16 protein-coding genes are annotated in these 20,027 nt (G+C 71.1%); 12 read left to right on the forward strand and 4 right to left on the reverse strand.

Annotated elements, in window-relative coordinates; translation table 11 throughout:
- Window positions 1-142: 142 nt before the first annotated feature.
- On the reverse strand, window positions 143-463 hold the full coding sequence (locus ABFX45_RS27220; RefSeq protein ID WP_146231618.1) for a hypothetical protein: 321 nt from the start codon (window positions 461-463) through the stop codon (window positions 143-145).
- A gap of 157 nt (window positions 464-620) precedes the next feature.
- Complete coding sequence (locus tag ABFX45_RS27225; RefSeq protein ID WP_346132800.1) at window positions 621-1,547, reverse strand: hypothetical protein; 927 nt, start codon at window positions 1,545-1,547, stop codon at window positions 621-623.
- 194 nt (window positions 1,548-1,741) lie between these two features.
- Between ABFX45_RS27225 and ABFX45_RS27230 the strand changes: the two genes are divergently transcribed.
- The 9 genes from ABFX45_RS27230 to ABFX45_RS27270 all read left to right on the forward strand — a co-directional run bounded on the left by ABFX45_RS27230 (window position 1,742) and on the right by ABFX45_RS27270 (window position 14,906).
- Window positions 1,742-2,689, forward strand: coding sequence for an SMP-30/gluconolactonase/LRE family protein (locus tag ABFX45_RS27230; protein WP_346132802.1), 948 nt, complete (start codon window positions 1,742-1,744; stop codon window positions 2,687-2,689).
- The gene (locus tag ABFX45_RS27235) at window positions 2,689-3,063 is read left to right on the forward strand and encodes an ATP-binding cassette domain-containing protein (RefSeq protein WP_346132804.1); all 375 of its coding nucleotides are present in this window, start codon (window positions 2,689-2,691) and stop codon (window positions 3,061-3,063) included. Before ABFX45_RS27230 ends, ABFX45_RS27235 begins: the two co-directional genes overlap by 1 nt.
- On the forward strand, window positions 3,060-4,931 hold the full coding sequence (locus ABFX45_RS27240) for a right-handed parallel beta-helix repeat-containing protein (RefSeq protein ID WP_346132806.1): 1,872 nt from the start codon (window positions 3,060-3,062) through the stop codon (window positions 4,929-4,931). Before ABFX45_RS27235 ends, ABFX45_RS27240 begins: the two co-directional genes overlap by 4 nt.
- Before the next feature lie 213 nt (window positions 4,932-5,144).
- Entirely contained in the window at window positions 5,145-6,860 is a 1,716-nt protein-coding gene (locus tag ABFX45_RS27245; RefSeq protein WP_346132808.1) for a hypothetical protein, read from the forward strand.
- Entirely contained in the window at window positions 6,794-8,761 is a 1,968-nt protein-coding gene (locus ABFX45_RS27250; RefSeq protein WP_346132810.1) for an ATP-binding protein, read from the forward strand. The genes ABFX45_RS27245 and ABFX45_RS27250 overlap by 67 nt, the downstream gene beginning before the upstream one ends.
- Window positions 8,758-11,553, forward strand: coding sequence for an ATP-binding protein (locus ABFX45_RS27255; RefSeq protein ID WP_346132812.1), 2,796 nt, complete (start codon window positions 8,758-8,760; stop codon window positions 11,551-11,553). The genes ABFX45_RS27250 and ABFX45_RS27255 overlap by 4 nt, the downstream gene beginning before the upstream one ends.
- A gap of 366 nt (window positions 11,554-11,919) precedes the next feature.
- Window positions 11,920-12,870, forward strand: a complete 951-nt coding sequence (locus ABFX45_RS27260; RefSeq protein ID WP_109638166.1) for a PucR family transcriptional regulator — start codon at window positions 11,920-11,922, stop codon at window positions 12,868-12,870.
- 222 nt (window positions 12,871-13,092) lie between these two features.
- Complete coding sequence (locus tag ABFX45_RS27265; RefSeq protein WP_109638167.1) at window positions 13,093-14,115, forward strand: LacI family DNA-binding transcriptional regulator; 1,023 nt, start codon at window positions 13,093-13,095, stop codon at window positions 14,113-14,115.
- 101 nt (window positions 14,116-14,216) lie between these two features.
- Window positions 14,217-14,906: a glycoside hydrolase family 12 protein gene (locus ABFX45_RS27270; protein WP_346132815.1), complete on the forward strand. Its 690-nt coding sequence runs from the start codon at window positions 14,217-14,219 to the stop codon at window positions 14,904-14,906.
- Window positions 14,907-15,004: 98 nt separating this feature from the next.
- Here the strand turns inward: ABFX45_RS27270 and ABFX45_RS27275 are convergent, their stop codons facing one another.
- Window positions 15,005-15,589, reverse strand: a complete 585-nt coding sequence (locus tag ABFX45_RS27275; RefSeq protein ID WP_146231623.1) for a superoxide dismutase family protein — start codon at window positions 15,587-15,589, stop codon at window positions 15,005-15,007.
- A gap of 178 nt (window positions 15,590-15,767) precedes the next feature.
- On the opposite strand from ABFX45_RS27275, the gene ABFX45_RS27280 reads away from it, so the two are divergent.
- The 3 genes from ABFX45_RS27280 (at window position 15,768) to ABFX45_RS27290 (ending at window position 18,628) form a co-directional block, all read left to right on the forward strand.
- Window positions 15,768-16,775 carry a class I SAM-dependent methyltransferase gene (locus ABFX45_RS27280; protein ID WP_109638170.1) on the forward strand — a complete coding sequence of 336 codons (1,008 nt, stop codon included), beginning with the start codon at window positions 15,768-15,770 and terminating at the stop codon, window positions 16,773-16,775.
- Between the two features lie 31 nt (window positions 16,776-16,806).
- On the forward strand, window positions 16,807-17,583 hold the full coding sequence (gene trpC, locus ABFX45_RS27285) for an indole-3-glycerol phosphate synthase TrpC (RefSeq protein WP_346132997.1): 777 nt from the start codon (window positions 16,807-16,809) through the stop codon (window positions 17,581-17,583).
- 79 nt (window positions 17,584-17,662) lie between these two features.
- Entirely contained in the window at window positions 17,663-18,628 is a 966-nt protein-coding gene (locus tag ABFX45_RS27290; protein WP_346132818.1) for a zinc-binding dehydrogenase, read from the forward strand.
- 27 nt (window positions 18,629-18,655) lie between these two features.
- Here ABFX45_RS27290 and ABFX45_RS27295 read toward each other — a convergent pair whose 3' ends face one another.
- Window positions 18,656-19,633, reverse strand: a complete 978-nt coding sequence (locus ABFX45_RS27295; RefSeq protein ID WP_346132820.1) for an acetylxylan esterase — start codon at window positions 19,631-19,633, stop codon at window positions 18,656-18,658.
- Window positions 19,634-20,027 lie beyond the last annotated feature (394 nt).

The raw sequence follows: 20,027 nt of genomic DNA on the forward strand, positions 1-20,027 counted from the left end.
AGTGTTCGGAAGGTGTGGAAGCTCTGGTGGCAGAGAAGAAAAAGCCCCGGCTGATGCCGGGGCAGAAACCGCGGGCTCAGTGCGGTCAGGGGGTGCCAGGCCGGTCCTCGCGGACTTCCGGCACCCTCTGCCCGTCTGCCGGCTAGTTGCTGATGCACCGCCACTGCATGAACCAGGCCCAGCTGCCGTCGCCTCGGGGGAAGCCACCGATCTGCACAGGCTGGGTCTCGCGGGCCCGGAATCCGTAGATTTCCACGCACCGCCTGTCGGCCCGGGGCTTCGATTCCGCCACCGCTGCATTCCACGCGGGCCTCTGCGGGGACCGCGAGCTCAGCTCGACGTCGTACTGAACGGTGGCGGCGCTCGCGGGCACCGTGCCGAGCGCGGCTCCGGCGCTCACCGCCAGCACGAGCGCGACTGCGGTCTTCCGCAAGGTCGTGCCGAAGTTCCTGTGCACAGCCATCTCCAATGAGTGGGTCGTGAATGTGTCGTCAACCATCGCCGAGTGGTGGAGGTTTCAACAACTCTCACGCCACGCATTCCGAGCTTTGAGGAACTCTTCTGAAATCTTCGGAACCGGAAGGGTCGGTTGCTGTAGCAGTGCCATGGGTGGAACCAGGTCACACGCCGATGAGCTCGCGGGTGCCTGGCATCGGCAGCGCGAGCGTCGAGTCCAAAATGGATCTGAGGGCCGCACGGGCCTCGGCCGCAGCACTGAGTCCGTCGAGCAGGTCACAGGCCTTGCCGTGCAACCGGCGCAGGTCGCGCGCGTAGGCCGCGACGCTTCGCGGTGAGCGCAGGAGGTCGCGCAGCACGGCGTGACAGCCGGGGGCACCGGACGGTGCGGACCGCAGCAGCCGGGCGAGTTCCTGACGCAGACCGGTGTTGCCCTGCTGGAAGGCGTGTGCGAGCAGCAGCGGCGGTACGACGAGCCGCGGATGGTCGTCCAGGTCCACAGTGGACCAGACGTGGTCGGCGTGCAGTTGCCGCATCGCGCCGTAGAGCGCGCCGAACCTGCGCCACTCGTCGATCGCATCGCCGTCGGTGAGGTGGGTCGCCATCGCCGCGTCCCTGGCGTAGGCCGCTCCCGCGATACCCAGATTGTTCGCCAGCACGGCCTTGCGGCTGATGTCGCTGCCGGTGCGGCCGTGCTCGGCCAGCCTGGTCTCGATCGCCGAGGTGGTCGAACGGGCGATCTCGTCGAACCACCCGAGCATGCAGTTGTCCGGCGCGCGAACCGACTTCAGGTGCCGCATCGCGAGCACCGCGCCGCACTGCGCTCCGGCGGCGTCCGACTCTGCCGAGATCCACCACAGTGCGGAGGCGACGCACAACGGCAACGCCTTCTTCGGGTTCTCACCTCTCGCCGCCGCGACGACCGCGGCGAACACCCGTTCGGAGATCGTGTTCCGAAAGCGCGCCGCCCGGGTCGTGACCTTGGCCGCGAGGTGGGGCAGATCGGTGGTGATCGAACGGAGTGCGGTGGTCAACGCGTCACGCAGCGCGTGCGTCTGCTCGTCGACCAGCCGCGTTGCTGGGGTGATCACGCGGTCAGCCTGGCACGTCACGAGCTGGTGACCCCGCGGTCGTCAAGGTTTCCCGAAAGAGTCGGAATCACTCTGTCGTGGCCCGCCGCGACCGTGGTGCTGCACTAGCGTCCGGGCGTGGTCAGGCCCTTGCGCAGAACTCCGAACAAAGTGCGAAATCCACGCATTGCGTTCGAAATGCTGAACGGGGTTCCATGGGTCGAACGAAGGGTGGTGATGTGCCGGTGCGGGAGGCACTGGAGGTCCTCAGCGAGGATCCCAGGTTCACCGAGTTGATCGATCGGCGTCGCGGGCTCGAGCGGCTCGGCGGCGGGGCCACGTGGAGCGAGGGGCCGCTGTGGCTGCCAGGGGAGAACGCTGTCATCTGGTCGGACATCCCCGGCAACAGGATCCTGCGCTGGTCGGCGACGACCGGCGAGGTGACGGTGGATCGCGCGGACGTCGAGTTCACCAACGGCCGGACACTCGATCGCCAGGGACGCGTCGTGACGTGTTCGCACGGCAGGCGCGCGGTCGAGCGCACCGAACCGGACGGCACGACAGCGGTCCTGGTCGACCGGTTCGGTGAGGCCCGGCTCAACTCTCCCAACGATGTCATCGTCGCGTCCGACGGCGCGATCTGGTTCACCGATCCGCCGTACGGGATCGTCCAGCCGCACGAGGGACATCCCGGCGAGCGGGAGTACGGCGGCCACTACGTGTTCCGGTTCGTTCCGGACACCGGCGAGCTGACCGCGGCGATCGTCGACATGGAGGAGCCGAACGGCCTGGCCTTTTCCCCGGACGAACGGCGGCTCCACGTCTCGGACACCTCGTCCGCGTTGCGCACCGACGGCGGTGGGCAGCACTGCATCCGCGTCTACGACGTCGACGGCGACTGGAACTGCGGCGACGGCAGGGTGTTCGCCGAGATCGATCCTGGTGTGGCGGACGGCTTCCGGGTCGACGAGCACGGCAACGTGTGGACCTCGAGCGCCGACTCGGTCCAGGTCTACGCACCGGACGGCACGCGTCTCGGCAGGATTCCGGTGCCGGAGAAGGTCGGCAACGTGTGCTTCGGCGGACCGGACGGCAGCGAGCTGTTCATCGCCGCCACCACGAGCCTCTACCGCGTCCGCACCAGAACCAGGGGAGCGGTCTGATGACCGCGGTGCTGAGCGTCCAGCACCTGGTGAAGTCGTTCCACGGCAACAGAGCCGTGGACGACGTCTCCTTCCAGGTGAACCGCGGCGAGATCGTCGCGCTGCTCGGCGAGAACGGCGCGGGCAAGTCCACGGTGATCAAGGTGCTCGCCGGGGTGCACCGCAAGGACTCCGGCGCGGTGGTGGTCGACGGCGACATCGCGTTCGTGCACCAGGACCTCGGGCTCGTGGAGTGGATGACCGTCGCGGAGAACATCGCGATGGCGACGGGTTTCCCGCGTCGCAACGGGTTCATCTCCTGGCGCGCCGTGCGCAAGCAGGCGGAGCGGACCCTGGAGCTCGTCGGCAGCGGCCTCGGCACGTCGGCGTGGTGATCGCCGAGCACGGCGAGCTCGTCATGCGCGCGTGCGCGGTGCGCGACGCGGGCGGCAACGGCATCTGCCTCAACGGGCACGGCCGGATCACGGTCACCGACTCGACCGTCACCGGCACGGCGAAGCCGGCCGTGGCGGTCGAACAGCACGCCGGCGCGGTGGCCACCCGCCTCGCGGTGAGCGACGTCGCCGGCATCGGCTTCTACCTGGCCTCCTCCGGCAACATCCTGCTGGAGGACAGCTCGGTGACCGGCGCGGGCGCCGAGGGCGTGTTCACCGCCGAGTCGTGCGCGCCCGTGCTGCGCCGGTTCCAGTTGCGCCGCACCAGGGAGCACGGCTACCTGTTCACCGGCCAGGCCGCCGGCACTGCGGAGGACTGCGAGGCCCGCGACGTCGTCGGCGTGGGCATCGGGGTGGCCGACCGCGGCACCACCGAGATCACCCGTGCCGCGGTGTCGGCGTGCACGGGCGCCGGTGTGCGGCTCAGCACCTCGGCCGACCCCTTCTTCCGCAGGCTGCACGTCGTCGGCTGCGACGGCGCGGCGATCGAGGCGGCCGACGGTGCGCTCGGCAGGTTCGAGAACGTCGAGCTCGAACGGTGTGGCCGCAACGGCGTCGCGGTGCTCACCGGTGCCCGCACGTCGATCACGGGGGCGAGCGTCCGCGGCACCGCGGGCGCGGGCGTGCTCGTGCGGGAGGCGACGCTCAGCCTGACCGACTGCGAGATCGCCGAGTCCGGTGGCGACGGCGTGCTCGTCGACAGCGCCGGTGAGATCGCCGCCGTCCGCTGCCTGGTGCGCAACGGCAAGGGCAGCGGCTTCCTGTTCGGCGTGGGGTCCTCCGGCACGCTGGAGGAGTCCGAGTTCACCGCGAACAACGCCGACGGCATCGGCGTGCAGAGCGAGCTGAGCATCCGGATCGCCGACTGCCTCGTGCGCGACAACCACGGGTCCGGCCTGCGGCAGACCAGGGGCAGCACCGCACTGCAGGTGCTGGACCTGCGCAGCACGGGCAACGCGACGCGGGACGCCTACGGATCGGTGTCGGCGAGCGGCGCCACGACGGCCACGACGGCCACGACCGCGGCACCGGCCGCTGCAGCACCAGCCCCGCAGCAACAGCAGGAACGCGGCGCGGCCAACGACCCGATCAGCGAGCTCAACGCTCTGGTCGGCCTGGAAGGGGTCAAGCGCGAGGTCAACTCGCTGGTCAACCTCAACCTGATGGCCAAGCGCCGGGTCGAGGCCGGACTCTCGGCGCCGCCGATGGCGAGGCACCTCGTGTTCGCCGGAGCGCCTGGCACCGGCAAGACCACCGTCGCGCGGCTCTACGGCACCGTTCTCGCCGACCTCGGCGTGCTGCGTTCCGGTCACCTGGTGGAGGTCGCGCGCGCGGACCTGGTCGCCCAGGTCATCGGCGGCACGGCGATCAAGACCACCGAGGTGTTCAACACCGCGCTCGGCGGTGTCCTGTTCATCGACGAGGCGTACACGCTCGCCGCCGGGCAGGGCGGTGGCACCGGTCCCGACTTCGGCCGCGAGGCGATCGACACGCTGCTCAAGCTGATGGAGGACCACCGCGAGGACGTGGTGGTGATCGCCGCCGGATACTCGCGCGAGATGGCCGAGTTCCTTCGCGCGAACCCCGGCATGGAGTCGCGCTTCAGCCGCACGGTCGAGTTCGAGAACTACAGCGCCGACGAGCTGGTCACGATCGTGCGGTCGCACTGCAAGCGGCACGACTACCGGCTCGACGAGAGTGCGGCCGAGGTGCTCACCGACTACTTCGAGCGGATCCCGAAGGACGGCACGTTCTGCAACGGCCGCACCTCGCGCAAGGTCTTCGAGGTCATGGCCGACCGGCAGTGACGGAGCTGATCGCCCGCGAGTGCGTTCATCCCCGAGCGCGAGACCGTCCTCACCGCGCTGGAGTGCACCGCCGGCGTCCCGGAGGTCACGCTGGCCTGGGCCGCGAAGGCCTGTGCCCGCAACACCACGCCCGATGTCGAGGCGGAGCTCGCCGCGTGGCAGCACGCCTGGCTCGAGGACCAGCCGGAGTCGACGCGCCGGTACCTCACCTCCGTGGCGGTGCTCGGCAGCACCGAGCCCGCGAGCGCCGCGATCCTCGCCGGGATCTCCCCTGCGGAGGCCGAGTGGAAGCGCAGGGAACTGGTGCCTCTCGGCGTGCTCACCCCGGACGGGCGCTTCCGGTCGCCGGTGTTGCGCGAGCGGCTGCTCGGCGCGCTCGGCACGGAGAAGCTCGCGGAGGTCCGGACGAGGGCGGCGCGGCTGCTCACGGACGAGGGGCGGCCACAGGAGGAGATCGCCGAACTGGTCATGCTGCTGCCAGCGCTGACCGAGGTGTGGATGTTCTGCGCGCTGCGCGGCGCGGCACGAGGGGGCACGCTGGCCGCGGAGCTGGCGGTCAGCTACCTGAGGCGGGTGCTGGACGCGGTGCCCGGACACCTCGACACGCGGCAGGAACTGGCGGCCCGGTTGACCGAGATCGACCCGTCGGCGGCGATGGACGTCTACGCGGAGCTGCTCGCCGACGTCACCGACCCGGCGGTGCGCGCTTCGGTCGCGATCAGCTGCGGTGCGGTGGCGCTGCGGGCGGGCCGTGGCCCCGAGGGGTTCCGTCTGCTCACCGGCTATCTGGCCGAGGAGGGGCGCGCCGGCCGGCTCGCCGCGATCGGCCCCGAGCTGCGAGCCCAGGCCGAGGGCATGGCCCTGGCCAACGGGTTCGGCGGTTCGGCCACCATCAGCCAGGCGATGGACCGGGCGCGCGTGATCACGTCGCCGGAAGGCAGGGCGGAGGGCGGCCGCCGGCTCGCGCAGCAGCTCGCGAGGGCCGAGGTGCTGCGCGGCGAGTCGCTGCCGGCGGCACTGGGTCACCTGTGGTCCGCGCTGCCCGCGCCCGGCGGTGTCCGTGAGTACTGGGACGTCTTCACCGTCCCGTCGCTGCACTTCTGCGGCGAACGGGCCGCCGCCATGACGCTGGTGGACGAGATCGTCGTGGCCGCGTCGGCGTCCGGTGACGCGCACACCCGCAAGCTCGCCCTCGCGACGCGGGCCGGCCTGGCGTTCGACTCCGGCGACCTGCTGCAGGCGGAGCAGGACGCCGGCGCCGCACTGGAGATGGCCGGTCCCGAGGACTTCTGCGCACTGACGGTGCTGGCCGCGGTGCTGGTGCGACGCGGAGACACCGACCGGACCGAGCAACTCCTGCACCGCATGCGGACGCCACGCGACGCGGTCGAGTACGGCTGGGCACTGGACGCCAAGGCGCACTGGTTGTGGAACTGCGGCGACCACGACGCGGCGCTGGACATGCTCCAGCGGTGCGGCCGGGAGTTCGACGCGATGGGAGTGCAGAACCCGGTGCTCGTGCCGTGGTGGATCGACGCCGTCGCGGTGACCGTGCGGCTGGGCAGACTGAGCGCGGCCGCCGAGATCGCCGAGCGCGGCGCCGACGCCGCGCGCAACTGGAACACACCGGCCGCCCGCGGCTACGCCCTTCTCGCCGAGGGGATGAGCACGGGAGACGTGGAGACGCTGGAGCAAGCCGTCGTCGAGCTGGGAGCGGCCGAGTCCCGGCTGTGCGAAGCGCAGGCGCTGCGCACGCTGGGCAACGCGCTGATGCACGCGAACGACGAGAAAACGGCCCGCAAGCACCTGCGTGCGGCGATGGACATCGCGGTCCGCTGCGGTGCGAGCATGGCCGTCTGCCGGTGCTGCCCGGCGCCACGACGGTGCCGTTGCGCCCGCTCGGGCACGACGGCGTCTCGGTGCTGGTGACCAGCAGGTTCGGCAGGCCGGGCGACGACGAGTTCGCCGGGGCGCTGCACCACCACACCGGCGGTCGTCCCGCGACGTTGTGGCCGCTGCTCGACCGGTGCGCCGAGGACGACCTGGAGCCCGTCGGCGCCAGCACCGACGCGGTGGCGGGCATCGCCGCCGAGGTGCTCGCCGACTACACCACGCGGGCCATCCGCTCGCTGCCCGCGGAGGTCGTCGACCTGCTGCGGGTGATCGCGGTCTGCGGTCCGTCGTTCCCCGTCGACCTGATGGGGGTGCTGGCCAGGCTGCGGACGATCTCGCTCGGCCGTGCGCTGGAACTGCTGGCCGGCGCCGGGCTGGTGACGGATCAGAGCAAGCCGGAGCTGACCGCGGGCATCAGGGTGTCGCGGGTGCTGGAGGGCATGCCGGCGCAGGAGCGCGAGGACCTGCACACGAGGGCGGCCCGGCTGGGACACCAGTGTGCCGTGCCCCCGTCGGAGGTGGCGCGGCTGCTGGCCGCAGCCTCACCGCTCGGCGAGCCGTGGGTGGTGCCCCTGCTGAGGGCGGTGGCACGCGACGAGGTGGACGGCGACCGTCCGGCCGAGGCCGTCGGTCACCTGCGCCGGGCACTGGCCGAACCGGTCGAGCCGGTCGTGCGGGCGGAGCTCGTGCTGGACCTGGCGGTCGCGGAGTGCGCGGTCGCACCGGCCGCCGCGGACCGCAGGCTCGCCAGGATGCTGCTGGAAGCCCAGCCACCGGAGTGCGGGGACGTGCGGCTGGCGGCGGCGGACCAGCTGTGGGGACGCGGTGACGCCGCCCTGCTGCGCCGCACGCTCACCGCCGTGCGGAGCGGCCAGGGCGATCGCGACGCCGTCACGTCGTTGTACTGGATTGCCGACGATGCCCCGGTCGAGACCCCGGAGCTGGGCATCCTCGACACGGCGGAGCTGCCCGTCGCGTGCGGGAACCCGGACCACGCCGGTGTCGCCGCGTGGATGTGGACGTGCCAGGGTGTCGACGCCGAGCACACCAGGGCGACGGCGAGGATCGCGCTCGAGGCACCGGCCAAGCTGCTCACGTCCCGCCTGTTCGGCTGCCTCTCGCTGGCCGCGCTCGACGACGCCGCCGACGCCGTCGCCGGGCTGGACCAGGTGATCGCCGAGGCCCGCAGGAGGCGGCTGACCACAGTCGTGCCGCAGGCGCTGATGATGCGGGCGAAGGTGCGCGCGATGACGGGCGACCTGGACAACGCCGCCGCCGACATGGAGCAGGCGCAGTCGGCGTACCCGCTGGAGAACCTGCACCCGGACGCGCGCCCGATCATGATCGCGGCGGACATGCTCGTGAACATCGAACGCGGCCGCCTCGACCGCGCGATCGAACTGTCCGCGACGCAGCCGGACGAACGGATCGGCTTCGGCTACGCGCGGACCTTCTTCACCTTCGCCCGCGCCGTGCTCGCCCTCGTGACCGGCGACCTGTCAGAGGCCGTGGCACGGGCGGACGAGTGCGGCCGCTGGATGCTGTCCCGGCAGTGGGTGAACCCGGCAGTCCCGCCATGGCGTTCGGTCGCCGCGGCGGCACTGGCCGCGACCGGCGACCACGAGCGCGCGGCCCGCGTGTGCACGCGCGACCTCGAGCTCGCCCAGCGCTGGGGCGCGCCCAGCACCATCGCCAGGGCCCACCTGAGCTGCGCGGCGGTCATCGGCGGGGAAGCCCACCTGCGGGAAGCCGTCCGCCTGCTCGCCGATTCACCGTTCCGGCTGCTGCGCGCGACCGCACTGCTGGAACTCGCCCAGGTCGTGGACCCGGCGTCCGCCGCGCCGATGATCACGGAGGCGGCGGAGATCGCCGTGCTGTGCCGATCGGCCCCGCTCGTCCAGCGGGCCCGCGGGCTCGGCTGGGAGCCCACCGCATGACGAGAGGATGCGCGACCGGAGTGCTGCTCGAACGCGATGACGAGACGAGCCTGGTGGCGCGGGCTCTCGAGCAGGCCCTGGACGGCATCGGCAGTGTCGTGGTGCTGGCAGGCCCGCTGGGCAACGGCAAGACCGCGTTGCTCCGGGCGCTGTCCCGGCATCCCGGCGCCGCGTCCTTCTCCGTGCTGCACGCCTCCGCGACCCTGATGGAACGCGATCACGCCTTCGGGGTGGTCCGGCAACTGCTCGAGCCGGTGCTGGCGGGTGCGCCGGCGCAGGTGTGGTCCGGGCCCGCGGCACTCGCCGGTCCGGTGTTCGACCGGGACGGCACCGGCCGCCTCGACGACGCCGCGCAGCCCGTCCAGCTCGGTCTGCTCAGCCTCGGCCGCAACCTCAGCGCGATCAAGCCGCTCTTCGTGCTCGTGGACGACCTGCAGTGGGTCGACGAGCCGTCGCTCGCCACGCTCGAGCTGCTGGCCGGCCGCATCCGGCACCTGCGGGTGGTGCTGGTGGTGACGGTGCGCGAGGGAGACCCGCTCGCCGAGCGCCCCGCGGCGGCGTCGGTGCTCGCGGCGGCCACCCGGCGGCTGCGGCCGCGGCCGCTGAGTCCGGCCGGGGCCGCCAAGCTCGTTCGCGCCAAACTTGGGCGCGAGTGCGACGAGGCGTTCGGGCTGGCCTGCCACGAGACGACCGGCGGCAACCCGCTGCTGCTCACCGGGCTCGCGCTGGCGTGGGCGGTGGGAGGTGAGCCGCCGACGGAGGCGAACGCCGAGTTGGTGCGTGCGGTGCGCCCGGCGCAGGCCAGGGAGCGGCTGGTCGCCTGCATGCGGGCGCAACCGGAGCCGGTGCGGCGGTTGCTGAAGGCGGCGGCGGTGCTGGGGGAGTCCGCCGAGCTGGACGTGGTGAGCGTGCTCGCCGGTCTCGACGAGCCGTCGACCGCGGAGATCGTGCGCGCTCTGGGCAGGCTCGGGCTGTTCCGCGGTGCAGGCTTCGCCCATCCGGGCGCGCGGGAGGCGGTCGACGACCTGATGTCCGCCGGTGAACGGGAACAGTTCCACCTCCGGGCCGTGCGGCTGCTGTACGACCTGGGCAAACCCGTGGAGACGGTCGCCGGGCAGCTGCTCGCCACCTCGACGCCTCAGGGGCTGTGGGCGGTGGAGGCGCTGCGGGACGCCGCGCACGTCGCACTGCGGCGTGGCGCACCCCAGACCGCGGTCGCCTACCTGCGGCGCGCTCTGCTGGACACGTCCGTCGACGGTCCGGACCGGGCGACCGTCCTCGTCGACCTGGCGAGCGCGGAACGCCTGCTGGACGTGAACGCGGCGGTGCGCACGCTCTCGTACGCGGTCGCGCTGCTGCCCGGTCCCCGTCAGCGGGCGGCCGCGTTGATCAGGCTCACGCCCGCGGTCATGGGGGACGCGCCGGACGCTGTGGTGTCCATCCTGCGCGGGGTCTTCGAGGAGTTCGGGCGGCCGGAGCAGCTCAGCGGTGTCGATCGGGATCTCGCCCTGCGGCTCGAGGCCAGGCTGCGTTTCATCTGCCGGACGGAGTCGTGGGGACTCGCCGGCACCTGCACGAGGCTGGACGAGCTGCAGGAAGGCGAGTGGACCGACAGCGGAGCGGCCCGTGAGCTGGTGTCGGTGCTGGTCAACTCGGCCGCCTTGACCGTGGGGGTGCCCGCGCGCCGGGTGGCGGTGCTGGCCGAGCAGCTGCTGGCGCGCGAGCCCGCGTCATCGGCCCACTCGGCCAGCGCGGCGCCACTGCTGGTGACGGCACTGGGCGCGGCGGACTCGCCGGGGGTGGTGGCCGGCTGGCTCGAACGGGCGCTCGTTGCCGCACAGCAGCGGGGTGACGTCGTCGAACAGGCGATGATCCGCACCGAGCAGTCGCTGATCCACCTGCTCACCGGACGGGTCGGCGACGCGACGCTCGCCGCGACCGATGCGCTCGACCTCGGTGCGTGGAACTGGGGTTCGGTCGGCACGTCCGCCGCTGTCGTGTCGGGCGCCGTCGCACTGCAGCTCGGTGATCCGGTCCTCATCGGCCGGCTGCTCACCTCGGTCGAGGCGGAGCCGGCGAACCCGTGCCTGGCCACGATGACCGGGCTGCTGCGCGGACACGCGGCCGTCGCGCGGGGAGAGCACGCCGTGGCGGCGCTGACGCTGGCCGACTGCGGCGCGCACCTGGACCGGTTGGGCTGGCGCAATCCCGTGCTGTTTCCCTGGCGGTCGGCGCTCGCGCTGGTCAAGCTCAAGCTCGGTGCCACGTGCGACGCGATCGCGCTCGCCGAGGAGGAGCGGCTGATCGCGGAGGAGTGGGGCGCGGCGTCGGGCATCGGGCGGACCCTGCGGGTGCTCGGGCGGATCGTCGGAGGTGACCGCGGTCTGGACCTCACCGGCCGGGCGATCGACGTGCTCCGGACCTCGGCGCACCGGCTCGAGCTCCTCCACGCGTTGAGGCAGCGCGCCGAACTCACGGAACTCCCCGACTCGTGGCGTTCCTGTCTCGAACTCGCCGAGGAAATCGGCGCGCAGCGGATTGCGCACCGCGCTCGCGTCGCACTCGGTTTCACCGCGCCTGTGAACACCGGCGGGAAACTGACTCGGTCGGAGCAGAAAGTCGCGATGCTGGCGGTGAGCGGCCGATCGAACCAGGAAATCGCGGAGATGCTCGACGTCACTTCGAGGGCGGTCGAGAAGCACCTCACGAACACCTATCGCAAGCTCGGGGTGCGGCGGCGCTCGGAGCTGGCCGAGGCACTCCGGAGCGTAGGTTCGGCATCACCGGCCTGATGACCAACTGTCACCGGTTCGGGGTAGTGCAATCCATGCATTACGGCTAATGCAATCACCTGAACAGCGTATCTCCGACCCGGTACACGTCATACGTCTGACCGTACCGTCACCCTCTGTAGACCCCGTACCGAACCATAGGTGGAACGGCACCACAGTATTTGGTACGCGACGTTGACCCGGACTCCTGCACCTCCCTAACATTTTCGTAGATCCGTGGAAGTTCAACGAACTCGGAACCATTCCGCAGAAAGTTCGGAGAAAGCGCGATCTCGACTCGGTCGAGTGATCGCGGTCACGCGATCGGGTAGTCCAGGAATCGTGTTTCGTCGACACGACCGTGTCCTTCGGGAAGGTGGATCGACAATGACGGAAACCGTGGTCGAGTGGGAACCCTCGGTGGATGTCAGAGCCCCGTTTTCGGGCCTGCGGCCGGTGAGCGACTCCTCGCCGGAACCGGCGGACTTCCTGGCCAGAGTGCGGGCTGTCGGCGAGAAGTGGGACGGCGACCGCCACGGCGAGCTCGTGGACGTCCTGTTGCAGGCGGCCGGTGACAACCCCGAGCTCGCGAACCTCGTGCGCAGCAGCGGGTCGATCCTCGAGCAGTTCCTCGAAGGTTTCCGGCGCAACGCGGGCACCGGTGCGGGTGGGAGCGTGCCGCGGGACCTGGCCGCGGAGCTGATCGCCGGCCGCTCGGTGCCGCAGGCCGTGCTGGACAGCCTGGCCGCGCGCTACCTCGTCGTCGTCGCCCGCAGCTGCGCCAACGGGCGCGGCAAGGCGGTGCCGGCCGAGATCGCGGGCCCCGGCGTGCTCACCACCCGCCACGAAGGTGACCTCGTCCTGCTGATCCCGGACATCGACGCCGGTCGTACCACCCGCATCACGGGGCATCTCACCCAGTGGCTGAACGGCAACGGCTGGCTCGCGGTCGCGAAGCGGGGCCGGGCGCAGCTCTCGGACGGCTTCCGCGAGGCGGGCGACGTCCTGCGCCTCGTCGCGGCGGGCAGGCGTCAGAGCGGGATGTACAGCATCAGCGACGTCCTCGTCGAGTACGCGGTGATCCGTCACCAGGGGGTTGCGGACAACCTCGTCGCGGTGATCAAGCCGCTGCGCGCCCATGCGGTGCTGTGGGAGACGCTCACGGCGCTGATCGACGCCGACTACAACCGCAACAAGGCGGCGAAGAACCTCTTCATCCACCGCAGCACGCTCGACTACCGGCTGCAGCGGATCGCCAGCGTCACCGGGTGCGACCCGACGAGCGGACGCGGCGTGCAGCTCCTGACCGCCGCCCTGATCGCCGACGCGGTGCGCTGACCGGGACGTCCCGGAGGCGCCGGCACCTCCCCCTGGCCTCGATCACGTTTGGTGACACGAAACGACTTCCGTCATCGGCGCATCGTCGAACGAAGGTCGAACATCGACGAGAATTTCGACGAAACCGTCGAACGCGATGGATTCTCTTGACGGTCGTGTTGTGTTCGTGTCACATTCGCGTTCATATTCGAAGCGCTTCGATTCCCCTTCGGAGGTGTCGGCGTGGTCACCATCGTGGACGTGGCAAAACATGCGGGTGTCGCACCCAGCACGGTTTCGTACGTGCTGACCGGCAAACGTCCCATTTCGGCCCAGACGAGTGTGCGGGTGCGGGAAAGCATCCAATCGCTGGGCTACCACCCGCACGCCGGAGCGAGAGCGCTGGCGAGCAGCCGGACGAACGTGCTGGCACTGGTTCTGCCGCTGCGCGAGGGTGTGCAGCTGCCGGTGGTGATGCGGTTCGTCACGTCCGTGGTGTCCACGGCGCGTGAGCAGGACATGGATGTGCTGCTGATGACCGCGGCCCAAGGTGCGGACGGCCTGCGTCGCGTGGCCGGCGGAGCCGGGGCCGACGGCTTCCTGCTGATGGACGTGGGTCTGGACGACGAGCGCGTGCAGGTGGTGCGTGAGCTCGACCGCCCGGCCGTCCTCATCGGTCATCCCGCGGCTGCCGCCGGGCTCACCTGCGTCGACCTGGACTTCGAGGCGGCGGGAGCGCGGTGCGTGGAGCACCTCGCCGGGCTCGGGCATCGCAGCATCGGCTTTCTCGGTGCGCCGGGCGTGGTCTACGCGCGGAACACCGGATACGCGCAACGGACGCTGGCCGGGTTCAGCACGGCGGCCATGCGCCGCGGCGTCGTGTCGACCGCGCTGCCGGCCGAGCCGCGGTACGCCTCGGTGCACGCCGTCGTCCGAACGTTGCTGCGCGAGCTCCCGCAGATGTCGGCACTGGTCGTGCACAACGAGGCAGTGCTGGGCTGGGTGGTCGAGTGCCTGCGCGCCGAAGGGCGGCGGGTGCCCGACGACGTGACGCTGATGGCGATCTGCCCGGACGAGCTCGCCGAGCGCATGCGGCTCACGTGTGTGCGGTTGCCGGCCGACGTGCTCGGCCGGTGTGCGGTCGAGCTGCTCGTGGCCAAGCTGAACGGGCAGCAAACGCCTGCGCTCACGTTGTTGCCGCCGGAGTTGTCGAGTCGCACCGGTCGTGCTTTTCCTTCGGGCATTCCCGGAAAATTAATCCCATAATCCGTGCGGTCGTGTCCGACGCGTTCGATGTCAGGTTCGACCGCAGGAAATGCCCGGCCACGGGCATCAATTCCGTTCAATGGCGTGCGGAAAGGAATCGAATGAAGATCATGCGTGCGTTCGTGGTGGCGATGGCGGCCGTCCTGACGGTTTCCCTGGGGGCTCCCGCCGCGCAGGCGGCGACCTGGAGTTCCTCCGACAGGTGGGGAACCTGGTCGAACGGCGGATACACGGTGCGCAACAACATCTGGGGCAGCGGCTACGGTCCGCAGACCGTCTGGGCGAACTCCTACAGCAACTGGGGTGTCTGGGCGAACCACCCCAACACGGGTGGCATCAAGTCCTACCCGCACTCGGAGAAGATGGTGAACCGCAGGCTCAGCTCGATCGGGAGCCTGTCGAGCAGCTTCAACGTGTCGTACCCGAACTCCGGTGCCTACACCACGGCCTACGACATCTGGGCCAACAACAACGCCTACGAAATCATGCTGTGGATGAACAAGGTCGGTGCGGTCGGCCCGCTCGGTTCCTGGCAGGCGTCGGTGTCGGTCGGCGGCCACAGCTGGAACGTCTACCGGGGTTCCAACGGTCACAACGAGGTGTTCTCGTTCGTCCGCACGTCCAACACCGGATCCGGCACGGTGGACATCAAGGCGGTGATGAACTGGATCCGCAACCGCGGCTGGTTCGGTGACGTCACGGTCGGTGCCGTGCAGTTCGGCTACGAGATCACGTCGTCCAGCGGTGGTCTGAACTTCACCACCAACAGCTTCTCCGTCTCCGGGGGCTGATCGGAGTCCCGTCGACAAAAGCGCCGCCCGCCGGATCTCCGGCGGGCGGCGCCACGTCTGCTCGATCTGAGCGGGAGGATCAGCTCGGGCAGACCATTTCAGTAGGCGTTGGTCAGGCAGGCCAGGCGGTCACCGGCGGTGCCGGCCTTGCCGTGCTCGGTGTGGGTGGCCGTGGCGTGCACGACGACCGCGTTCGCCTCGCCCTTGCGGAACTCCCAGGCAACCGTCGCCGAGGACGTCGCCGCGCCCTTGTCGTCGGTGGTGAAGTCCAGCCAGATCTCGTTGTCCCGGTTGGCGTACTTCGAGTCGACGCTCGGCGACACCGGGTCCTTCTCGTTCTGGTAGTGCGGGCCGGAGTCGGCGGGCTTCGCGCCGCACGGCTTGGTGTGCACGTGTGAGCCGTACTGGGTGTTCGGCAGCAGACCCGACACGGTCAGGGTGACCGCGGTCTTGCCGTTCTCGATCTTCGCCGACGTGGCGAGCTGCGCGCCGACCGGAACCCGCTTCGCGTCGTACGTGATGGCCTTCGGCTGCTCGCCGCCGGCGGCCGGTTCGGCGACGGCGGTGCCCGCGACCGAGGTGACCGGCGTCGACGTGGGGGACGGCTTGGCCGCATCGCCGGAGGAGCAGGCGGTGAGACCGCCCGCGAAGAGGACGGCTCCGGCCAGAACCGTCGCGGTCATGCGCATTTTCTCTCCTTGGTCGAGTGTCCGCAGTGGACGATATCGTTTCCGGCCGGACGTCCGAAAAGGACAAACCGTCTCGGCGGAAGAAGTTCCGCCGATTCCGGAATCCGCCACCGGTGCGTAACTCGCGTGGAACCATCCGCACATCAACGGCGTCCGCGGAGAGGACCGTCCGATGGCGTACCCGCGAGTTTCCGGGCGGAGCCCGGCCACTTCCGACCGGCTCGGCTCCATCAGCCTCGCCGCGATGGCCGCGGCGCTGGAGCTGGAGCCCGGCGCGGTGAGATCTATCGGCGACACGGTGCGGGCGCTGCGCGTCGCCGGGCGGCACGAGTGGCTCGTCCGGCGGTGGCTGCGGGCGTTGTCCGCACACGCCGTGGTCGAGCTGGACGGCGACGTCTACCGCGTGCTCGGTGAGGCGCCCGCCGCCGATCCGGACGAGCTGGTCCTCCTGCACGCACGACTCCGGATTCCGGCCGAGGTCGCGCGCCTGCACCGCCGCGCACTGGTGTACCTGCCGGAGCTGCTCTCCGACGAGCTCACTGCGGCCCACCTGCTCGCACCGGACAGCACGGTGCTCGGCGCGCTGGCCGGGGAAGGGCTTTCCTCGCTCAGCGGTGAGCTCGACGAGGCCTGCGCCGAGTACGTGCGACGGGCCGCGCGTGCCAGGCAGGACCTGGTCCGGGTGGTGGAGCTCGGGTGCGGGGCGGGACGCCTGACGGCCGCGGTGCTGAGGGAGTCACCCGGCCTCATCGACCACTACCGGTTCACCGACATCGGTGCGCAACCCCTGCGCGCGGAGGGCCTCGACATCAACGAGGACTTCGCCGCGCAGGGCTTCGCGGACGGCACCGCCGACATGGTCGTCGCCGGGCACACGCTGCACCACGCCGTCAACATCGGCAGGGCGTTGTGCCGGATCCGCGATCTCCTGGTGCCCGACGGCGAGCTCGTGCTCATCACACCGGTCGAAGACGACCCGATGGCGCTCACGTCCACGCACTTCCTGCACTCGCCGGCGCCTGGCGGCGAGGTCGTGCGCGGTGGGACGATCTTCCCGGGCGCGCACATGTGGCGCACCGCGTTGCGGGCCGCAGGATTCACGCCGCTGGAGGAGATGTCGGTCGGCGTCTCGTCCTGGGCGCGGCTTCACCTCTTCCACGCGGCCCGTGAGGCAATGTGAGCGCGAATGCTCACGACGAAGGGGAATGACAGTGACGGTGCTGGACGGGATCCTGGCGGGAGTCCGGGAGGACCTGGCACAACGGCAGAGCGAGGTTTCGCTCGCCGAACTGAAGGCACGCGTGTCGGACGCGCCGCCCCCGCTGGACCCGCTGCCGGGCTTCCGCGCGCCGGGCGTGTCGATCATCGCCGAAGTCAAGCGGAAGAGCCCGAGCAAGGGCGAGCTCGCCGCGATCCCGGACCCGGCGGCGCTGGCCGCGGCCTACGCGGCGGGCGGTGCGGCGGCGATCAGCGTCCTCACCGAGCAGCGCCGGTTCGGCGGTTCGCTGCAGGACCTGGCCGCGGTCCGCGCGGAAGTGGACGTTCCGGTGCTGCGCAAGGACTTCATCGTCACGCCGTACCAGCTGTGGGAGGCGCGGGCGTGGGGCGCGGACCTGGCGTTGTTGATGGTCGTCTCGCTGCCGGGCGGGTTGCTGGACGAGCTGCACGGGCTCGCGCTCGAGCTCGGGCTGACGCCGCTCGTCGAGACGCACACCGAGGACGAGATCGCTCGTGCGGCCGAGCTGGGTGCCGAGGTCATCGGGATCAACGCCCGCGACCTGACCACGCTGGAGGTCGACCGGGCGGTCTTCCAGAAGCTGGCGCCGCACCTGCCGGAGAGCTCCGTGCGCATCGCGGAGTCCGGGGTGGCAGGCCCTGAGGACGTCGCCGAGTACCGCCGCTGGGGCGCGGACGTCGTGCTGGTGGGAGAGGCGCTGGTGCGCTCGGGTGATCCGCGGTCGTCGATCCGCGAGTTCATCGGCTCGTAGAACCAGGTCTTGATCTCCACTTTGGTGGAGCTCTTAGCGTGGTCCCCGTCAAGGTGATCGAGACGGGGATGTGGTTGTGGTGCGTGCTGTCCGTGTGCACGAGTTCGGTGGACCCGAGGTGCTGGTAGCGGAGGAGGTTCCGGACCCGGTCGCCGGTCCTGGACAGGTCGTGGTCGGCCTGGACGCCGCCGACGTGATCTTCCTCGACACGCTGCTGCGGAGCGGGTGGGGCGGCGAGTTCTTCCCGCTGAACCCGCCGTACGTGCCGGGCGGAGGCGGCGCGGGGACGGTGCTCTCGGTCGGGGAGGGCGTGGACCCGGCCTGGCTCGGCCGGCACGTCGCCGCCCGCGGGTCCGAGGGTTACGCGGAACGGCTCGCCTTCTCCGCCGGTGAGATCGTCGCGGTGCCGGAGGGCGTGGGCTCGGCGGAGGCCGCGGACGTGGTGCACGACGGCGTCACCGCGCTGACCCTCGCCCGCGACGCGAAGATCGCGCAGGGGGAGTGGGTGCTGGTCGCGGCAGCCGCGGGTGGCGCGGGATCGCTGCTGGTGCAACTGGCGCGCGACGCCGGCGCACGGGTGGTCGCCGCGGCTCGTGGTGAGGCGAAGCTCGCGCTGGCCCGCGAACTGGGCGCGGAGGTGACCGTCGACTACTCGGTCGCCGGCTGGCAGCAGCAGGTCCGGGAGGCGGTCGGCGGAGCCGGTGTCGATCTCGCCTTCGACGGCGCCGGGGGACCGCTCGGCCGGGCCGTGTTCGAGACCGTCGCCCCTGGCGGCCGCTTCGTCACCTACGGCTCCGCGGAAGGCTTCGCCGACATCGACCCGGAGCTGGCGGAGCAGCGGCAGGTGCACGTGCACAACGCGCTGGCGGCCGGGCCTCCCGACCCGGTGACCGTGCGCGAACTCCTCACGGAGGCGCTCACCCTCACCGCGCAGGGCCGGATCCGCCCGGTCATCGGCGCAACGTTCCCGTTGGCACAGGCCTCGGAGGCGCACAGGTCGCTGGAGCAGCGCGCCACGATCGGCAAGTCGCTGCTGCTCATCTGACGCTCCTGCGGCACCCCGCTCAGCGGCTCACGTGGTTGGCACCAGGCCCCGGTCGCGCAGCCACGCCAGCTGCGCGACCGAGTTCGACCCGTGCCCGCCACCGTGATCGGCGAACGGCCACACGGTCATCGTCCGGTCCTCGCCCGCGTAGTGGTTGAACGCGGCGTACACAGTGGACGGCGGGCAGATGGGGTCCATCAACCCGACGCTGAACAACGCGGGTGCGGTGGCCCGCTGTGCGAAGTGGACACCGTCGAAGTAGGACAGCGTGGCGAAAGCCGGTTCCACACCGTGCCTGCTGTGCCAGCGCAGGTACTCCGCGAGCTCGACGTACGGCCCTTCCCCGCACACCTCCGCCGCCCGCCGGAAGTGGCACAGGAACGGCACGTCCGGCAGCGCCGCCGCAACCTCGGTGAGCCCGGCGACCGCGATCGTCAGCCCACCGCCCTGGCTGCCGCCCGCGACGATCACCCGTTCCGGGTCCAGGCCGGGCAGTTCGCCGACCGCGTCCACCGCGCGGACGCAGTCGGTGATGAGGCGCCGGTAGTAGTAGTTCTCGGGCGAGTCGATGCCGCGGGTCATGAAACCCTTGGCCCACTGCGGACCGCCGCCCGCGTCCTGGTCCGGCGTGTCGTGCCCCTGGCCGCGGCTGTCGACGACGAGCTGCGCGTACCCGGCGGCGGACCAGAACAGGTGGTCGGTGGGCAGGCCGCGCCCGCCGGTGTAGCCGATGTACGTGACGACGACGGGCAGCGGACCCTCGGCGTCGCGCGGCCGCAGCAGCCACGCCGCCACCGGTTCGCCGTTCCAGCCGGGGAAGCGGACGTCGTCCACCTCGACCGTGCGCAGCAGGTGCTGCTCGGTGACGCGGTCGGTTTTCACGGCGCCGCCGAGGGCGCGTGCCTCGGTGAGGGTCTGGTCCCAGAACGCGTCGAAGTCCTGTGGTGCCGGCATTTCCGGGCGGAAGTTGGTGAGCTCGGCGTGGGTGCCGTCGGTCAGCGGCATCGAGGCTCCTTCGCGAGGTTCGGGGTGTGAGAAAGGGGGTGGCCCGCCTCCCGCCGCAGGGACGGGCCACCGGTCTGGTGCGGGCGTGCAGCGGCGTGGTGGGCCGTCTCCCGCTACAGGGCGGGCGACCGGCCTGCGGAAGGGCTCCCGCCGCAGGGACGGGCCACCGGTCTGGTCCGGTGCACGGCCGGCTCGTAGGACAGAACACCGGTCTGGTCCGTGTGTGCAGCGGCCTGGTGGGCGGGTCTCCCGCAACAGGGTCACTGATCTGGTTCAGGTGCAGCGGCGTGGGGAGGGCGTGGACCAGGTGCGTATCGGCTCGGGGTGAGGGTGGTGGCCCGCCTCCCGCCACAGGACGGGCCACCGTTCCGGCCCAGGCGCGCAGCCGCCTGGA

Origin of the sequence: Lentzea roselyniae, assembly GCF_039537795.1 — a bacterium.
Lineage (GTDB): Bacteria > Actinomycetota > Actinomycetes > Mycobacteriales > Pseudonocardiaceae > Lentzea > Lentzea atacamensis.